Origin of the sequence: Bradyrhizobium sp. 31Argb (genome assembly GCF_043638955.1) — a bacterium.
Lineage (GTDB): Bacteria > Pseudomonadota > Alphaproteobacteria > Rhizobiales > Xanthobacteraceae > Bradyrhizobium.
This window is the reverse complement of sequence record NZ_JBEGDB010000176.1, coordinates 1-16,327: the sequence shown is the minus strand read 5'-3', so window position 1 is coordinate 16,327 and position 16,327 is coordinate 1. Positions and strand designations below refer to the sequence as shown.

General features: G+C 64.7%; 17 protein-coding genes and 1 tRNA gene. 15 read left to right on the top strand and 3 right to left on the bottom strand.

What is annotated here, in order from left to right; translation table 11 throughout:
- Positions 1–505 precede the first annotated feature (505 nt).
- From glyA to AAFX91_RS27590, 8 genes are all read left to right on the top strand, one after another.
- Positions 506–1,816 (top strand): serine hydroxymethyltransferase, encoded by a 1,311-nt coding sequence (gene glyA / locus AAFX91_RS27625; RefSeq protein WP_130584269.1) that lies wholly within the window; start codon positions 506–508, stop codon positions 1,814–1,816.
- A gap of 11 nt (positions 1,817–1,827) precedes the next feature.
- Complete coding sequence (gene nrdR, locus AAFX91_RS27620; protein ID WP_027580572.1) at positions 1,828–2,310, top strand: transcriptional regulator NrdR; 483 nt, start codon at positions 1,828–1,830, stop codon at positions 2,308–2,310.
- The gene (ribD, locus tag AAFX91_RS27615; protein WP_394568738.1) at positions 2,307–3,458 is read left to right on the top strand and encodes a bifunctional diaminohydroxyphosphoribosylaminopyrimidine deaminase/5-amino-6-(5-phosphoribosylamino)uracil reductase RibD; all 1,152 of its coding nucleotides are present in this window, start codon (positions 2,307–2,309) and stop codon (positions 3,456–3,458) included. Before nrdR ends, ribD begins: the two co-directional genes overlap by 4 nt.
- 122 nt (positions 3,459–3,580) lie before the next feature.
- Positions 3,581–4,189, top strand: a complete 609-nt coding sequence (locus AAFX91_RS27610) for a riboflavin synthase (RefSeq protein WP_394568737.1) — start codon at positions 3,581–3,583, stop codon at positions 4,187–4,189.
- Between the two features lie 216 nt (positions 4,190–4,405).
- Positions 4,406–4,897: a 6,7-dimethyl-8-ribityllumazine synthase gene (ribH, locus tag AAFX91_RS27605; protein WP_394568736.1), complete on the top strand. Its 492-nt coding sequence runs from the start codon at positions 4,406–4,408 to the stop codon at positions 4,895–4,897.
- A gap of 2 nt (positions 4,898–4,899) precedes the next feature.
- A complete protein-coding gene (nusB, locus tag AAFX91_RS27600) occupies positions 4,900–5,394 on the top strand; it encodes a transcription antitermination factor NusB (RefSeq protein WP_394568735.1) in 495 nt (164 codons plus the stop codon).
- Positions 5,395–5,532: 138 nt separating this feature from the next.
- On the top strand, positions 5,533–6,534 hold the full coding sequence (gene thiL / locus AAFX91_RS27595) for a thiamine-phosphate kinase (protein WP_394568734.1): 1,002 nt from the start codon (positions 5,533–5,535) through the stop codon (positions 6,532–6,534).
- A 216-nt stretch (positions 6,535–6,750) separates the two neighbouring features.
- A complete protein-coding gene (locus AAFX91_RS27590) occupies positions 6,751–8,871 on the top strand; it encodes a sodium-translocating pyrophosphatase (RefSeq protein WP_394568733.1) in 2,121 nt (706 codons plus the stop codon).
- A gap of 169 nt (positions 8,872–9,040) precedes the next feature.
- Here AAFX91_RS27590 and AAFX91_RS27585 read toward each other — a convergent pair whose 3' ends face one another.
- Positions 9,041–10,048: a Bug family tripartite tricarboxylate transporter substrate binding protein gene (locus tag AAFX91_RS27585; protein WP_394568732.1), complete on the bottom strand. Its 1,008-nt coding sequence runs from the start codon at positions 10,046–10,048 to the stop codon at positions 9,041–9,043.
- 104 nt (positions 10,049–10,152) lie between these two features.
- On the bottom strand, positions 10,153–10,629 hold the full coding sequence (locus AAFX91_RS27580) for an outer membrane protein assembly factor BamE (RefSeq protein WP_028162881.1): 477 nt from the start codon (positions 10,627–10,629) through the stop codon (positions 10,153–10,155).
- Positions 10,630–10,736: 107 nt separating this feature from the next.
- Between AAFX91_RS27580 and AAFX91_RS27575 the strand changes: the two genes are divergently transcribed.
- The 6 genes from AAFX91_RS27575 to AAFX91_RS27550 all read left to right on the top strand — a co-directional run bounded on the left by AAFX91_RS27575 (position 10,737) and on the right by AAFX91_RS27550 (position 15,536).
- Positions 10,737–11,288, top strand: a complete 552-nt coding sequence (locus AAFX91_RS27575) for a ubiquinol-cytochrome C chaperone family protein (RefSeq protein WP_394568731.1) — start codon at positions 10,737–10,739, stop codon at positions 11,286–11,288.
- The gene (locus AAFX91_RS27570; RefSeq protein WP_394568730.1) at positions 11,285–11,905 is read left to right on the top strand and encodes a YceD family protein; all 621 of its coding nucleotides are present in this window, start codon (positions 11,285–11,287) and stop codon (positions 11,903–11,905) included. The genes AAFX91_RS27575 and AAFX91_RS27570 overlap by 4 nt, the downstream gene beginning before the upstream one ends.
- A 377-nt stretch (positions 11,906–12,282) precedes the next feature.
- Positions 12,283–13,344 carry a phosphate acyltransferase PlsX gene (plsX, locus tag AAFX91_RS27565; protein WP_394568729.1) on the top strand — a complete coding sequence of 354 codons (1,062 nt, stop codon included), beginning with the start codon at positions 12,283–12,285 and terminating at the stop codon, positions 13,342–13,344.
- On the top strand, positions 13,341–14,318 hold the full coding sequence (locus AAFX91_RS27560) for a beta-ketoacyl-ACP synthase III (RefSeq protein WP_394568728.1): 978 nt from the start codon (positions 13,341–13,343) through the stop codon (positions 14,316–14,318). The genes plsX and AAFX91_RS27560 overlap by 4 nt, the downstream gene beginning before the upstream one ends.
- Positions 14,319–14,451: 133 nt before the next feature.
- On the top strand, positions 14,452–14,784 hold the full coding sequence (locus AAFX91_RS27555; protein WP_130583630.1) for an integration host factor subunit alpha: 333 nt from the start codon (positions 14,452–14,454) through the stop codon (positions 14,782–14,784).
- Between the two features lie 137 nt (positions 14,785–14,921).
- Positions 14,922–15,536, top strand: a complete 615-nt coding sequence (locus tag AAFX91_RS27550) for a MerR family transcriptional regulator (protein WP_394568727.1) — start codon at positions 14,922–14,924, stop codon at positions 15,534–15,536.
- Positions 15,537–15,553: 17 nt separating this feature from the next.
- Here the strand turns inward: AAFX91_RS27550 and AAFX91_RS27545 are convergent, their stop codons facing one another.
- Complete coding sequence (locus tag AAFX91_RS27545) at positions 15,554–15,772, bottom strand: DUF6894 family protein (RefSeq protein WP_394568726.1); 219 nt, start codon at positions 15,770–15,772, stop codon at positions 15,554–15,556.
- 230 nt (positions 15,773–16,002) lie between these two features.
- Here AAFX91_RS27545 and AAFX91_RS27540 point away from each other — a divergent pair.
- A tRNA-Pro gene (locus tag AAFX91_RS27540) sits at positions 16,003–16,080 on the top strand.
- The last annotated feature ends 247 nt before the right edge of the window (positions 16,081–16,327 follow it).

Here is a 16,327-nt window from a genome sequence, read left to right as displayed (position 1 = left end):
ACGCGCGCTCGTCAGTCGCACGCATCGCGTCCACCGCATCTCACCGCAACGTTCGTGACGATCGCGACCCGCCCCTCTCTTTGGTGAGACGCGCGGAGTTAAATCACTGATTTGCCCGACGACGGAAGCGGAATGTTTTTTGCGCGAGGACTGGACGTGGCAAATCGCTTTGGAATCGCTTGCAAATTTCTCTCTCGGTCATTCCGGGGCGATGCGACAGCATCGAGCCCGGAATCCATCTCGCTGTTTGCGCCTCCGGCCCGATGGATTCCGGGCTCGTCCTTCGGACGCCCCGGAATGACGGGGATGGCGTGAGCGAACGGTTGGCACCTGCGGAACTGGCAAATCCCGCCGACCCCACCATATCTGGCATAATTGTCGCTCGCCTACCGCAACCGCTTGGCCGGCACCCGGCGATGTGATAACGCTGACCGACCAGCTTCGACCGCCCACATTTGACCGACCGCATCCTCTAAAGGCTTGCGGCGGTGGAGATATTTCGCCGATGACCTCTTCCTCCCCGAGCGCCAAATCCGGTTCCGCGCCTGATTCCTTCTTCAGGGCGACCCTTGTCGAGGCCGATCCTGAAATCGCGGAGGCGATCAAGGGCGAATTGGGTCGGCAGCGCCATGAGATCGAGCTGATCGCTTCCGAGAACATCGTCAGCCGCGCTGTGCTGGAGGCGCAGGGCTCGGTGATGACCAACAAATACGCCGAAGGCTATCCGGGCGCGCGCTACTATGGCGGTTGTGAGTGGGTCGACGTCGCCGAGACGCTGGCGATCGAGCGCGCCAAGAAACTCTTCGGCGCCAAGTTCGCCAACGTGCAGCCGAACTCCGGCAGCCAGATGAACCAGGCGGTGTTCCTGGCGCTGCTGCAGCCCGGCGACACCTTCATGGGCCTCGACCTCGCAGCCGGCGGCCATCTCACCCATGGCTCACCCGTCAACATGTCCGGCAAATGGTTCAAGGCCGTGCACTACACGGTGCGGCGCGAAGACCAGCTCATCGACATGGATGCGGTGGCCAAGCAGGCCGAACAGGTCAAGCCGAAGCTGATCGTTGCGGGCGGCTCGGCCTATTCGCGCGCCTGGGACTTCAAGCGCTTCCGCGAGATCGCCGACAGTGTCGGCGCCTATCTCATGGTCGACATGGCGCATTTCGCGGGCCTCGTCGCCGGCGGCGTGCATGCTTCGCCGGTGCCGTACGCGCATGTCACCACCACCACGACGCACAAGTCGCTGCGCGGCCCGCGCGGCGGCCTGATGCTGTGGAATGACGAGACGCTGACCAAGAAGCTCAACTCGGCGATCTTCCCGGGCCTGCAGGGCGGCCCCTTGATGCATGTGATCGCGGCGAAGGCGGTCGCGTTCGGCGAGGCGTTGCGGCCGGACTTCAAGGTCTACGCCAAGAACGTGGTCGAGAATGCCAAGGCGCTCGCGGAAACGCTGCACGGCCATGGGCTCGACATCGTCTCCGGCGGCACCGACAACCATCTGATGCTGGTCGACCTCCGGCCGAAGGGGCTGAAGGGCAATGTGTCGGAGAAGGCGTTGGTGCGCGCCGCCATCACCTGCAACAAGAACGGCATTCCCTTCGATCCCGAGACGCCGTTCGTCACCTCCGGTTTGCGGCTCGGCACGCCCGCGACGACCACGCGCGGCTTCGGCATCGCCGAGTTCAAGGAAGTCGGCGGCATGATCGCGGAAGTCCTGACCGCGCTGCAGCAGTCGCCGGAGGGCAAGGCGCCGTTGGTGGAAGCCGCGATCAAGGAACGCGTGAAGGCGCTGACCGACCGCTTCCCGATCTATCAGTAAAGGCTCGTTCGATGCGCTGCCCGAGTTGCAACAGTCTGGATACGCAGGTCAAGGACTCGCGTCCGACCGAGGATTCGGCTGTGATCCGGCGGCGGCGCGTCTGCATCACCTGCAATTTCCGCTTCACGACATTTGAGCGGGTGCAGCTCCGCGAGCTGACGGTGATCAAGCGCAATGGCCGCCGCGTTCCGTTCGATCGCGACAAGCTGGTGCGCTCGCTGCAGATCTCGTTGCGCAAGCGGCCGGTGGAAACCGAACGTTTGGAGAAGATGGTGTCCACCATCGTGCGGGAGCTCGAAAGCAGCGGCGAGGCCGAGGTTTCCTCCGAGGCCATCGGCGAGATCGTGATGGAGCATCTGCGCCAGCTCGACGACGTCGCCTATGTCCGCTTCGCTTCCGTCTACCGCAACTTCCGCGAAGCAAAGGATTTCGAGGCGGTGCTCGGCGAGCTCACTAGCGAAGACGACCCGCGCATCGCACAGTTCCGCAAATGATCTTCCGCATCCTGGAAGACAAGCTCGCCGCAGAAGCCAAACAGTCGAAAGCCGCCGATCTGCGGTTCATGCAGCTCGCGCTGACGCTCGGCCGGCGCGGGCAGGGCCGCACCTGGCCGAATCCGGCGGTCGGCGCGGTCGTGGTCAAGGATGGCGTCATTGTTGGGCGTGGCTGGACGCAAGCAGGCGGCCGGCCGCATGCCGAGCCGGAGGCGTTGCGGCGCGCGGGCGAAGCGGCGCGCGGCGCCACGCTCTATGTGACGCTCGAGCCATGCTCGCATTTCGGCCGCTCGCCACCCTGCGCCGACGCGGTGATTGCCGCGGGCATCGCGCGCGTGGTGTCGGCGATCGAGGACCCCAATCCTGATGTCGGCGGCCAGGGCCATGCACGGTTGCGCGCGGCGGGCATCGCTGTCGATGTCGGGCTGTGCGCGGAGGAGGCGGCGCGGGACCATGCCGGTCATTTCCGCCGTGTCCGCGACAAGCGTCCGCATGTGCTGCTCAAGCTCGCGGTCTCCGCCGACGACAAGATCGGCGCTGCCGGCCACCGCCCGGTGGCGATCACGGGAGACGTGGTCCGGTTGCGGGTGCATCTGCTCCGCGCGCAGAGCGATGCGATCCTGATCGGGATCGGCACGGCGCTGGCCGACGATCCGGTGTTGACCTGCCGCCTGCCGGGCATGGAGGCGCGTTCGCCGGTGCGGGTGGTGCTGGACCGCGCGCTGCGCCTGCCGGGCGACAGCCGCCTGGTGCATTCAGCGCGCGAAACGCCGTTATGGGTGATGACCTCGGAGCTTGCCGAAGCGCCGGCTGCGATGAAGCTGGGTGCCGCCGGTGCCCAGGTGATCCGGGTGGCGGACACGGTCTCGCCGCCGGGACTCGATCTGCTCGCGGTGCTGCATGCGCTCGCCGAGAAGGGCATCACGAAAGTGTTGGTCGAGGGCGGGGCGCGGGTGGCGTCATCTTTCGTTGCGGCTGACCTGGTCGACGAAGCCTGGCTGTTGCGCGCGCCGGAGGCGGTCGGCGCCGACGGCGTGCCCGCGCTGGACGCATTGCCGCTCGCCGCCCTCACGCAGTCGCCGGCCTTCAAGGTTCGTGCTAGCGAAACGCTCGGAAAAGATACTTTGACAATCTACGATCGCGCCTAGCGCTGTGTCCGCGCGTCATGCCCGGGCTTGACCCGGGCATCCACGCCTTGGCCACTGGCGACGAAGCAAGACGTGGATGGCCGGGTCAAGCCCGGCCATGACGACGACTGAAAGGGTTTGATGTGTTCACGGGCATAGTCACGGATGTCGGCGAAATCGCCAGCCTGACACCCACGGCGCAGGGGCAGTTGCACCGGCTGCGGATCGCCTGCCGTTACGATCGCGCGACCATCGCCGATGGCGCCTCGATCGCCTGCAATGGCGTGTGCCTGACGGTGGTCGCCTCCGGCGTTGAAGGCGGCAGGACCTGGTTCGACGTCGATGCCGCCGCGGAAACGCTTGGCATGACCACGGCGAAGCATTGGGGTGTCGGAACCCGCCTCAATCTCGAGCGAGCGCTGAAGATTGGCGACGAACTCGGCGGCCATATCGTGGCAGGCCATGCCGATGGCGTTGCTACCATCATCTCACGCGAAGATCTGCCTGATATGGCGCGGTTCGTGCTCCGAACCACGCGCGATTTGGCGCGTTTCATCGCGGTCAAAGGCTCGATCACGCTGGATGGTGTGTCGTTGACGGTGAATACGGTCGATGACGTCACATTTTCGGTGCTGATCATCCCGCATACTCTCACGGTCACGACGATCGGCGGCTGGCGCGCAGGCAGCGAGGTCAATATCGAAGTGGACCTCATGGCCCGCTACGCGGCGCGGCTGACAGAGATGAAGTAGCAGATCACCGTCATGCCCGGGCTTGACCCGGGCATCCACGTCTTGTCCGCTTGCGGTGAGAAAGATCGTGGATGGCCGGGACGAGCCCGGCCATGACGGAGCAAGAAACCGCCAGCTTTGGCTTGGCTAGAACCTCTATGGCGACTACAAGCGCGCCAACGTTGACAGTCAACATTGCAAGACATTGACTATCAGCATGACGAAACGGATTGAAGAATGGCAGACGCACGGCGTGCACCGCTGAAGGACCAGACCGACATTTCCGGCGCGCGTGCGCTGATCGTCGAGGCGCGGTTCTATGACGATATTCAGGATGCGCTTCTGGAAGGCGCGGTCGCGGAATTGAAGGCCGCCGGCGTCGGCTACGACGTCATCACGGTTCCGGGCGCGCTGGAAATTCCGGCGGCGATCGCGATCGCGATCGATGCCGCCGAGAAGAACGGCAAGCCCTATGACGCAGCGGTTGCGCTCGGCTGCGTGGTGCGTGGCGAGACCATCCATTTCGAGATCGTGTCGATGGAGTCGTCGCGCGGCCTGATGGACCTCGCTGTGAACAGGACGTTTCCGCTCGGCAACGGCATCATCACCGTCAACACCGAGGAACAGGCCTGGGCACGGGCGCGCGCCAATGACCTGAACAAGGGCGGCGACGCCGCGCGTGCGGCGCTTGCGATGCTGCGCATCAAACGCCGGCTGGCAAGGGGTTGACCATGGCGGACGACAGGAAGCCGGTAAAGCCAGCGGACAGGAAAGCCAATCGGCGCGGCGCCGCGCGGCTCGCCGCCGTGCAGGCGCTCTACCAGATGGATATCGCCGGCGCCGGACTGAACGACGTGTTGGCGGAGTTCGAGAGCCACTGGCTCGGCAACGAGGTCGAAGGCGAGACGTATCTGCCGGCGGAAGCGGCGTTTTTCCGTGACGTGGTATCGGGTGTGGTGCGCGACCAGGCCAGGCTCGATCCGCTGATCGACGAGGCGCTGTCCAAGGGGTGGCCGCTGAAGCGGATCGATGCGATCCTGCGCGCGGTGCTGCGGGCGGGCTCCTACGAACTGGAGCATCGCAAGGACGTGCCGGGCCGCGTTGTCGTCTCCGAATATGTCGATGTCGCGCACGCGTTTGTGGAGAAGGACGAGACCGGCATGGTGAATGCGGTGCTCGACCAGATCGCCCGGCAGTTCCGGGCCGATGAGTTCGTGCGCAGCTAGCCCACACATTCCGCCGTCATCATCCGCGAGGGCGGGTGATCCAGTAAACGGCGGCGGTTGTGGTTGACGACGGGCGCTGCGGAATACTGGATCGCCCGGTCAAGCCGGGCGAGGACGGCTGAGGAGACTTCGGGCGGCATGGCAAGCGGACCGAGCAATCCATCCGGCGAGGACTCGCTGATCGCGCGATACTTCAAGCCGCTCGCGAAGGACCCGGGCGCTTTCAATCTCGATGACGATGCGGCGGCGTTGCGGGCAGGCGGCGATGATATCGTCGTCACCACCGATGCGATCGTCGAGGGCGTGCATTACCTGCCCGGCGATCCGCCTGCGACGCTGGCGCACAAGGCGCTGCGGGTCAATCTCTCCGATCTTGCGGCCAAGGGGGCCGTCCCTGCCGGCTTCGTGCTGACGCTGGCGCTGTATAGCGCTGACGATGCCTGGCTGAAGCCGTTTGCGCAGGCGCTCGGCGAGGACGCTGCGCAATTTGGCTGTCCGCTCCTCGGCGGCGACACGGTCTCCACGCCCGGGCCGGTGATGATCTCGGTCACGGCGTTCGGGCGCGTGCCGCAGGGCAAAATGGTTCATCGCCGCGGCGCGCGGGCAGGGGACCGCGTCGTGGTCACCGGCACGATCGGCGATGCCGCGCTTGGCCTCAACCTGCTGAAGGCCGGGCCTGTTGCCCCAGTGCTTGCGAACGACGAAGCTTCCCGCGAGATGCTCATCGGCCGCTACCGCGTACCGCAGCCGCGCAACGCGCTCGCCAAGGCGGTGCGCGACTATGCCAGCGCCGCGATGGATGTGTCCGACGGGCTCGCCGGCGATCTCGCAAAGCTCTGCGCGGCTTCCGCCGTCTCGGCCGTGATCGACGTCCAGAGCATTCCACTCTCGTCGCCGGCCGCCGCGCTGGTTGCACGCAACGTCGTCGGTATCGAGGCCCTGATCTCGGGCGGCGATGACTACGAGATCCTCTGCGCGATCCCCGGCGATCGCATGGCGGCCTTCGTGCAAGAGGCCAAGCGCACAGGCGTTGCCGTGACTGCGATCGGCGGCATCATCGCAGGCTCCGCACCCCCCAGCTTCCTCGACGCACAGGGCCGGGAGCTGGCCCTCAAGCGGCTGTCCTACAGCCATTTCTAGAATTGGCCGAGAAAGCCGCTCCTCAGACTAATTAGCTGCCCAAATCGTCCCGTTTTGATTGCCGGCGGCGTTGCGCTGCGAAAGCGATTTTGGCAAGCTTCGGAACCGATTGTGGCCACCCTCTTGGGCAGGGTGGACTGCTCAATAAGCGCCTGCCGCATCCCGCGGAAAAAACAAGGGCGTGGGGATACATCAAGGATCTGAGGCAGAATTCAAATGACAGCATTATGGTTGATCGTGCTCTGCGGGGTACTTTCCATTGTCTACGCGATCTGGGCGACCTCTTCCGTTCTGAACGCTGATGCGGGCAGCCCGCGCATGCAGGAGATTGCCGCGGCGGTGCGCGAGGGCGCACAGGCGTATCTGCGGCGCCAGTACACCACGATCGGCATCGTCGGCGTCGTGATCTTCATCCTGCTGGCCTACTTCCTCGGCACCCTGGTCGCGATCGGCTTTGCGATCGGTGCGATCCTGTCGGGTGCCGCGGGTTTCATCGGCATGAACGTCTCGGTCCGCGCCAATGTCCGCACCGCGCAGGCGGCGACGAAGTCGCTCGCCGGCGGCTTGGAACTGGCCTTCAAGGCGGGCGCGATCACCGGTCTCCTGGTCGCCGGTCTCGCGCTGCTCGGCGTCACCATCTATTTCGCCTACCTGACCAAGGTCGTCGGGTTGGCGGCGGATAGCCGCACCGTGATCGACGCCATGGTGGCGCTCGGCTTCGGCGCCTCGCTGATCTCGATCTTCGCCCGTCTCGGCGGCGGCATCTTTACCAAGGGCGCCGACGTCGGCGGCGACCTCGTCGGCAAGGTCGAGGCCGGCATCCCCGAGGACGATCCGCGCAACCCGGCGACCATCGCGGACAATGTCGGCGACAATGTCGGCGACTGCGCCGGCATGGCCGCCGACCTGTTCGAGACCTACGCGGTGACCGCGGTCGCCACCATGGTGCTGGCGGCGATCTTCTTTGCGAAATCGCCGATCCTGGTGGACATGATGACGCTGCCGCTCGCGATCGGCGGCGTCTGCATCATCACCTCGATCATCGGCACCTTCTTCGTCAAGCTCGGCGCCAGCCAGTCGATCATGGGCGCGCTCTACAAGGGTCTGATCGCGACCGGCATCCTGTCGCTGATCGGCATCGCCGGCGTGATCTACACCCTGATCGGCTTCGACAAGCTGCCGGGCGTCGACTATTCCGGCATGTCGCTATTCCAATGCGGCGTGGTCGGCCTCATCGTCACCGCGCTGATCATCTGGATCACCGAATACTATACCGGCACCGACTATCGACCGGTGAAGTCGATCGCGGCGGCCTCGGTGACCGGCCACGGCACCAACGTGATCCAGGGGCTTGCGATCTCGATGGAGGCGACCGCGCTGCCGGCCATGGTCATCATCGCCGGCATTCTCATCACCTACAGCCTGGCTGGCCTGTTCGGGATTGCGATCGCGACTGCGACCATGTTGGCGCTGGCTGGCATGATCGTGGCGCTCGACGCCTTCGGCCCGGTCACCGACAACGCCGGCGGCATCGCCGAGATGGCCGGTCTGCCGAAGGAGGTGCGCAAATCGACCGACGCGCTGGACGCGGTCGGCAACACCACCAAGGCGGTGACGAAGGGTTATGCGATCGGCTCCGCCGGTCTCGGCGCGCTGGTGCTGTTTGCGGCCTATAACCAGGACCTCAAATTCTTCATCAGCGACTCCGCCAACCACACCTATTTCGCGGGCGTCAATCCGGACTTCTCGCTCAACAACCCCTATGTGGTGGTGGGCCTGTTGTTCGGCGGCCTGCTGCCGTATCTGTTCGGTGCGATGGGCATGACCGCGGTCGGCCGTGCAGCCGGCGCGATCGTCGAAGAGGTGCGGCGCCAGTTCCGCGAGAAGCCCGGCATCATGCAGGGCACCGACAAGCCGGATTACGGCAAGGCGGTTGACCTCCTGACCAAGGCGGCGATCAAGGAGATGATCATCCCGTCGCTGCTGCCGGTGCTGTCGCCGATCGTGGTCTACTTCCTGATCTACGCGATTGCGGGCGGCGGTGCGGCCGGCAAGTCGGCGGCGTTCTCCGCCGTCGGCGCGATGCTGTTAGGGGTCATCGTCACCGGACTGTTCGTTGCGATCTCCATGACCTCGGGCGGCGGCGCCTGGGACAACGCCAAGAAGTACATCGAGGACGGCCACTACGGCGGCAAGGGCTCCGACGCCCACAAGTCCGCGGTAACCGGCGACACCGTCGGCGATCCCTACAAGGATACGGCGGGCCCGGCGGTCAACCCGATGATCAAGATCACCAACATCGTGGCGCTGCTGCTGCTGGCGATCCTGGCGCACTGATCGCTGCGTGACGCGAATGTAAAACCCCGCGGCACCAGCCGCGGGGTTTTTGTTTGGCGATACGGGCGGCTCTCTCTCAACGCGTCATTGCGAGCGAAGCGAAGCAATCCACGCCTCCGCAAGCAGCGCTATGGATTGCTTCGCTTCGCTCGCAATGACGGCGGTGGAGTTATTTCACCTCCATCTGCAGGCCTTCCTTCTCGATGATGGCGGCGAACTTCTTCGTCTCGGCGTCGACGAAATCGGTGAATTGCTGCGGCGTGCCGTGGTCGGGGCGGGCGCCCATGCCGGCGATGTTCTTCTTGACGTCGTCGCGCTCCAGCATCGCCTTCACCTGGCGGTTGAGCTCGTCCACGATCGGGGCAGGCGAGGTCTTGGGCAGGAACACGCCGAACCAGGAGGAGACTTCGAATTTCGATAACTCCGGCGCGCTCTCGCGCATGGTCGGCAGTTTTGGCGCGGCATCGCTGCGCTCGGCGGTGGTGACGCAGAGCCCGTTGAGCTTGCCGTCCAGCACCTGCGGCAGCGACGGATAGAGATTGTCGAACAGGATCTGGATGTCGCCCGCGAGCCCCGCCTGCAGCGCAGGCCCGGCGCCGCGGAACGGCACATGGGTCATCTTGAGACCAGTGAGCTGCAGGAACCAGGCACCGGTCAGATGCGGGCTCTGGCCGGTCCCGGACGAGCCATAGGTGAGCTTGTCCGGATTGGCCTTGAGGTACGCGATCAGCTCGGGGATCGACTTGATGCCGGTCGAGGGATGGGCCGAGACGATGTTCGGGATCCGGATCATGTTGGAGACCGGCTGCAACTGATCCTTCTGGTAGGTGAGGTTCTTGAAGATCGAATAGGCGATCGCATTCGGCCCGGGATTGCCGATCAGGATGGTGTGGCCGTCGCCCTTGTTGCGGACGACTTCGGCGGTGCCGATGGTGCCGCCGGCGCCCGAGCGGTTCTCCACGATTGCCGATTGTTCCCAGGCGGTCTGCAGATGCGCCGCGAGCAGGCGGCCCATCACGTCGGTGGAACCGCCGGCGGCGGCCGGCACGATCAGGCGGACGGTCTCGGTCGGCCGCCAGTCGCCGGCGCCCAAGCTCGCGCGCGGCAAAATGGCGGCGGCCGAGACGGCGGCGGTGCCCGTCAGCAGGCGGCGGCGGGAAAGCAAGGTTCGGCTCACGTGTTCGCTCCCTGATTTGATCTTGTTTTCAGGGAGCGTAGGGGACCGCAGGGCGGTCCGGCAAGCGAGGAGTTAAGCGGCGACTTGGCGCAGCGGGCCGATGGTTAGTTGAAGCTCAAGAGCTTGAACAGCGGCGTCAGGTAGCTGAGCTCCTGGCCCGAGGTCGGCGTGGTGCGGCTGACGAAGTCGAAGATCTTGCCGTCCTGCAGGCCGTAATTGGCGATGCGGCGGACGGTGCGGTTCTTGTCGAAATAAACAGCGATCACGCGCTGGTCGACCACCCGCTGGTTCATGAAGGCGACTGGGCGCTCGGTGCGCTGGGAGATGTAATAGAACACCTCGCCGTCCAGCGTCGCCACCGTCGACGGCGTGCCCATCACGATCAGCACCTGGTCCTGGCTCGCGCCGATCGGGATCTGCTCGAGCGCGCCCTGCGGCAGGATGTAGCCCTTCTGGAATTGCTCGCCGGTGCAGGCGGCAAGCAGCGCGCAGACGAGGCCGATGGCCGCCGCGGCGCGGCAGCGTGCTAGCACGCCGCGTGAGAAGGACACGCGTGGGCTGGTCTTGTTGGCTTCGGTCATCGGCGGAACTGATCCGTCCCCTTGCGTCGCGCGAGGCGTTGACGTACCGGGCACGGCTGAGGATTGCAACAGAAGCGGGCGCTTTGGGCCCGCGGGCGGAACCCACAATGCTTTGGCCGTTCAATCAATTCAAGAAACCCCGGCTACTCCCGAGCGGCACCATTGAGACCATCTATGGCATGATCGTGACGCAGGCGCGAGAACCGGTGTTTTACCGGCAGTTGGCCGTCGCAGATACGGTTAACGGCCGATTCGACCTGCTGTTGATGCATTTGTGGCTGGTGCTGCGGCGCCTGCGGGCAGTGGAGGGCGAATCGGGCCTGTCGCAGGCGCTGTTCGACCGCTTCTGCGAGGACATGGACGACAATCTGCGCGAAATGGGGGTCGGCGACCTCACGGTGCCGAAGCGGATGAAGGCGTTCGGCGAGGCCTTCTACGGCCGTTCCGTGGCCTACGACCTTGCGCTCATCGATGGCCATGAGGCGCTGGCAAACGCATTCTGCAAGAATATCTTTGATGGCAAGGACATCGAGAAGGCGCGGGGCCTTGCGACGTATGCCGAGCGGGTGGCGGCCGTGCTGGACCAGCTCGACGCGGCGACGCTGTCGGGCGGATCGTGGAAGTTTCCAGTGCCGGAGCAGGTGGGCGCGGCTCAATGAAAGATACCGAGACAGAGAGGCCGTTTCCTGCGCGCGATCCTTCGCGTGATCCTTGGCGCGCGCTGGTTGCGGTGGCGCAGGTGCCGGAAACCGGCCTGCACCGCGACATCGAGGCCGATCCGCGCCAGCGCCAGGCATTGGCCGATATCGCGAGCCTGCGCGAGGTGCTTTCGGCTGAGGCGTCGTTCGACGTCACGCCGAAGAGCGGCGGCCGCTTCCATGTCGTGGGCTCCGTGCGCGGCCGCGTCGGACAGACCTGTGTGGTGACGCTCGAGGAGATCGAGAACGAGATCGACGAGGAGATCGACCTGATCTTCGCCCCGCCGGAGCAGATCCCGCAGATGGCCGCGCTGGCCGAGGAGGCCGAACGCAGCGAAGCTGAGATACCCGACCCGCCGGAGCCGATCGAGAACGGCATGATCGATCTCGGCCGGCTTGCGACCGACGCGCTGTTCCTCGCGATCGACCCCTATCCGCGCAAGGCGGATGCCGTGTTCGAGCCGGTGGTCGAGGCCGCCGATCCCAAGGACCACCCGTTTGCCGCGCTGAAAGCGCTGCAGGCCGCGCCGAAAACCCCCGGTGGGAACAAGCCGAAAGGGAAATCCAACGGGAAATAGGCTCCGGTTAAAGTGGATTATGAGAGCGAACCATCGCGCGAAGTCGATCCGTTGCATTCTCATAAATATGAGATAAGATATTGAATAATTTGAAATATCCTCCGTCGACGCCTCCGCGTTCCCGCAACCCTGAGCCGGCCGGCAAAGCATGGTGAAGAGGTTGTGTCAGAATGGGGACAGGTTATTGTCGCGGCCCAGCCGGGCGCGCCGTTGCCTCCGGCCGTACATCGCTTGCGCGATGGACATCGCTGACCGCGACAGACATCGCTGACCGCGATAGACATCGCTGACCGCGATAGACATCGCTGATGGCGGTGGCTTTCAAACGGGTGGCTGGTCCGCTTCAAGGCCGCCGAGAGCAGGTTTCCGGGACGTTCATGCCTAAAAAGGTTCGAATCGCGCTTGACGCCATGGGTGGCGATGACGGCGCATCGGTCGTCGTCCCCGGCGCCGCCATCTCGTTGAGCCGGCATCCTGACACCGAATTCCTGCTGTTTGGCGACAGCAAGCTGATCGAGCCGGAGTTGGCGGCGCATCCCCCCTTGAAGGCGGCCTCGCGCGTGATCCACACCGACGTCGCGATCAGCAACGATGAGAAGCCGAGTCAGGCGCTCAGGCGCGGCCGCAAGACGTCCTCGATGTGGTTTGCGATCGACGCGGTGAAACAGGGCGAGGCCGATGTCGCGATCTCCGCCGGCAACACCGGTGCGCTGATGGCGATGGCGCGGTTCAATCTGCGCATGCTGCCGGGAATCGACCGCCCGGCGATCACGGGGCTTTGGCCGACCGTGCGCGGCGACGCCATCGTGCTCGACCTCGGGGCGACCATCGGCGGCGACGCGCACCACCTGGTGGCGCTGGCCTTGATGGGCAGCGCGATGGCAAGCGTGCGGTTCAATGTGGAGCGGCCGACCGTGGGGCTGCTCAATATCGGCCGCGAAGAGATGAAGGGACATGAGGAGATCCGCGAGGCCGCGGAGCTGTTGCGGGCGATGAACCTGCCGCAACTGAATTATATCGGCTTCGTCGAGAGCGACGGCATCGGCAAGGGCGTCGCCGATGTGGTCGTCACGGAGGGATATGCCGGCAACATCGCGCTGAAGGCGGCCGAGGGCACCGCGCGGCAGATGGAGGGTTTCCTGCGCAACGCCCTGTCCCAGAGCTGGCCCAGGCGGATCGGCTATCTTCTGGCCCGCGGCGCCTTCCGGGCGCTGCGCGACAAGATGGACCCCAACAAGTCCAACGGCGGGGTGCTCCTGGGTCTGAAGGGTTTGGTCGTAAAAAGTCACGGCGGGACGAGCGCCGAAGGCTTTGCCTATGCCGTCGATGTTGGCTATGAGATGGCCCACTACGATCTCCTCACCAAGATCAATCAGATGCTCAACCGCGACGGAAGCGCGCTGGCCTCAGCGCAGACCGCGCAGGAGGCTGTCTCGTGACTGCGATACGATCGGTCGTGCTCGGCTGCGGCTCTTATTTGCCGGAGCGGGTCGTGACCAATGCCGAGCTGGCGACCCGCGTCGATACATCAGACGAGTGGATCGTGCAGCGCACCGGCATCAGGGAGCGGCACATCGCCGCCGAAGGGGAGTTCACCTCCCATCTCGGCATCAACGCCGCGCGCGCGGCGCTGGCGAACGCCGGCCTCGATGCTGAGGATATCGACCTGATCGTGCTCGCGACCTCGACGCCGGACAATACGTTTCCCGCAACCGCGGTCGCGGTGCAGAACGGGCTCGGCATCACCCATGGCGCGGCTTTCGACCTGCAGGCGGTGTGCTCCGGCTTCGTCTTCGCGCTGGCGACCGCCGACAATTTCCTGCGCACCGGCGCCTACAAGCGGGCGCTGGTGATCGGCGCCGAGACCTTCTCGCGCATCCTCGACTGGAGCGACCGCGGCACCTGCGTGCTGTTCGGCGACGGCGCCGGCGCGGTGGTGCTGGAAGCGCAGGAGCAGCCGGGCAAATCGTCCGACCGCGGCGTGCTGACCACGCATCTGCGCTCTGACGGCCGCCACAAGTCGAAGCTGTTCGTCGACGGCGGCCCGGGATCGACGCAGACGGTCGGCCATCTCAGGATGGAGGGCCGCGAGGTGTTCAAGCACGCGGTCGGCATGATCACCGACGTGATCGTCGACGCCTTCAACGCCACCGGCACCAGCGCCGAGGACATCGACTGGTTCATCCCGCATCAGGCCAACAAGCGGATCATCGATGCTTCGGCGCACAAGCTTCATATTGCACCGCAGAAGGTGGTGCTGACGGTCGATCGCCACGGCAACACTTCGGCGGCATCGATTCCCCTGGCGCTATCCGTTGCGGTGAAGGATGGACGCGTGAAGAAAGGCGACCTCGTGCTGTTCGAAGCGATGGGCGGCGGCTTCACCTGGGGCTCGGCGCTCGTTCGCTGGTGAAGCGTGCAATCAGAAAAGACACATCCCTGACGATTTTTGGCAGGCTGCTGCATTATCGCCACTGTTGACCATTGCCTGCTAACCCTCTAATTTCAGGGGACAAATTTTGTTCGCCGAGAGTGCGGGGCAGGCGATGACCGGAACCGGTAAAACAGTCACACGAGTCGATTTGTGCGAGGCGGTCTACCAGAAGGTGGGATTGTCGCGCACGGAATCCTCGGCGTTTGTCGAACTCGTCTTGAAGGAAATCACCGATTGCCTGGAAAAGGGCGAAACGGTGAAGCTGTCGTCCTTCGGCTCCTTCATGGTGCGCAAGAAGGGCCAGCGCATCGGACGCAACCCGAAGACCGGCACCGAAGTGCCGATCTCGCCGCGGCGGGTGATGGTATTCAAGCCGTCGGCGATCCTGAAGCAGCGGATCAACGGCCACCACGGCTCGACCAACGGCGAAGACAAGAGCGGATAATTCCTTCTTGGGCGTGATGACGTTTCTTCGAATCGTCATCCCGCGCTATCGTTGTTTGAGCGTGATCTCGGCGCAAGCGCTTGGCGTTGTCGCGAGCGCGTTTGTGCGGATCGTACTCCAGGAGAAGGAGCGGGCAGTTGGAGAAGGCGCCCGATGCATTCCGTACCATCAGCGAGGTCGCCGACGAGCTCGACATCCCCCAGCACGTGTTGCGCTTCTGGGAGACGCGGTTCGCGCAGATCAAGCCGATGAAGCGTAGCGGCGGCCGCCGCTACTATCGCCCTGACGACGTCGACCTGCTCAAGGGCATCCGCCGCCTGCTGTATGGCGAGGGCTATACGATCCGCGGCGTGCAGCGGATCCTGAAGGAGCACGGCATCAAGTCGGTCCAGGCGATCTCCGACCAGAGCGCGGCGATCTCCTTTGGCGCCGTCGAGGAGGCGATCGGGCAGAGCCTGCGGGAATCCGACGAGGAGGAGGAGACCGCCGGCCACGATAACGATGCCGAGGACGAGGAATTTGATGACGGCAACGCCATCGAGATCGACTACCGCTTCGTCGACCCCGACGAGGACGGCATCCTCGCGCCCTTCAAGGGCCGGCAACCGCCGGCCGCCCAGCCCGCGGCGGCAGCCGCACCCGCCCGCGGCATCCCAGCCGCCGACCGCGATCGCCTGCAGCGCGCGCTCCAGGACCTGATCATTTGCCGGGAGATGCTAGATTCGGCGATGAAGGACGGCGAAGGCCGGTAATCGCGCGGCCGGACCGTCTAGGAGGTGGCCGCCGGATGCACCGGCTCGCGATGAATCTCGCGGCCGGACTCGCTGACGACCACGATCGCAAGGTCCGGTTCGGCGGGAGCCTCTTTTCGGAAATGTGCGGCGAGCTCCTTGCTGTATTCGACAGCTTCGGCGTCCGACGAAAACTGCTTCCCGATCCGGTCGCGGATCGGAACACCGTCTTTCCGGTCGAAATAGAAGGTCTGCACGTTGGCTTGCCTCTGATTTGGTGGCGCAGGCGGGCTGGCGGAAAGGCTCGCCGAGGCTATGGCGCCGACGGGAACTTTGGCTTGATCTGCCTCAATCTGGGCCGACCGGCCCGAACCGAGCGCGTTTTGGCCGTGCCATTGCTGCGAGAACCGCGCGAGGGACCGGGCTTGGCGAGCACCATCCGATCGCGCCTTGCGCGAAGCCCTGATCGCAGCTAATGGAACGGCATCGGAGCGTGGCGCAGCCCGGTTAGCGCACTAGTCTGGGAGACTAGGGGTCGAAGGTTCAAATCCTTTCGCTCCGACCAAATAAGCCCTTGTTTGCAAGGGCTTTTTTTGTTCTTCGGTCTTTAAAATCACGAGAACGAATAAGCCATAAAGCCACTGGAGTTGAACAGAAAACCACCGGAGGGGCCCCGAGAAGAGGCCAGAAAGGCGAGGTTCTTCGAGAGGTTACTGCCAGTGGCGCACCAGTCTACTGCACTAGGCCGTGTGGACAGTTACCTTATCCAGAGCAGAGTGGCGGCAATGGCGACGACGGCGAAGTAGTTTCGC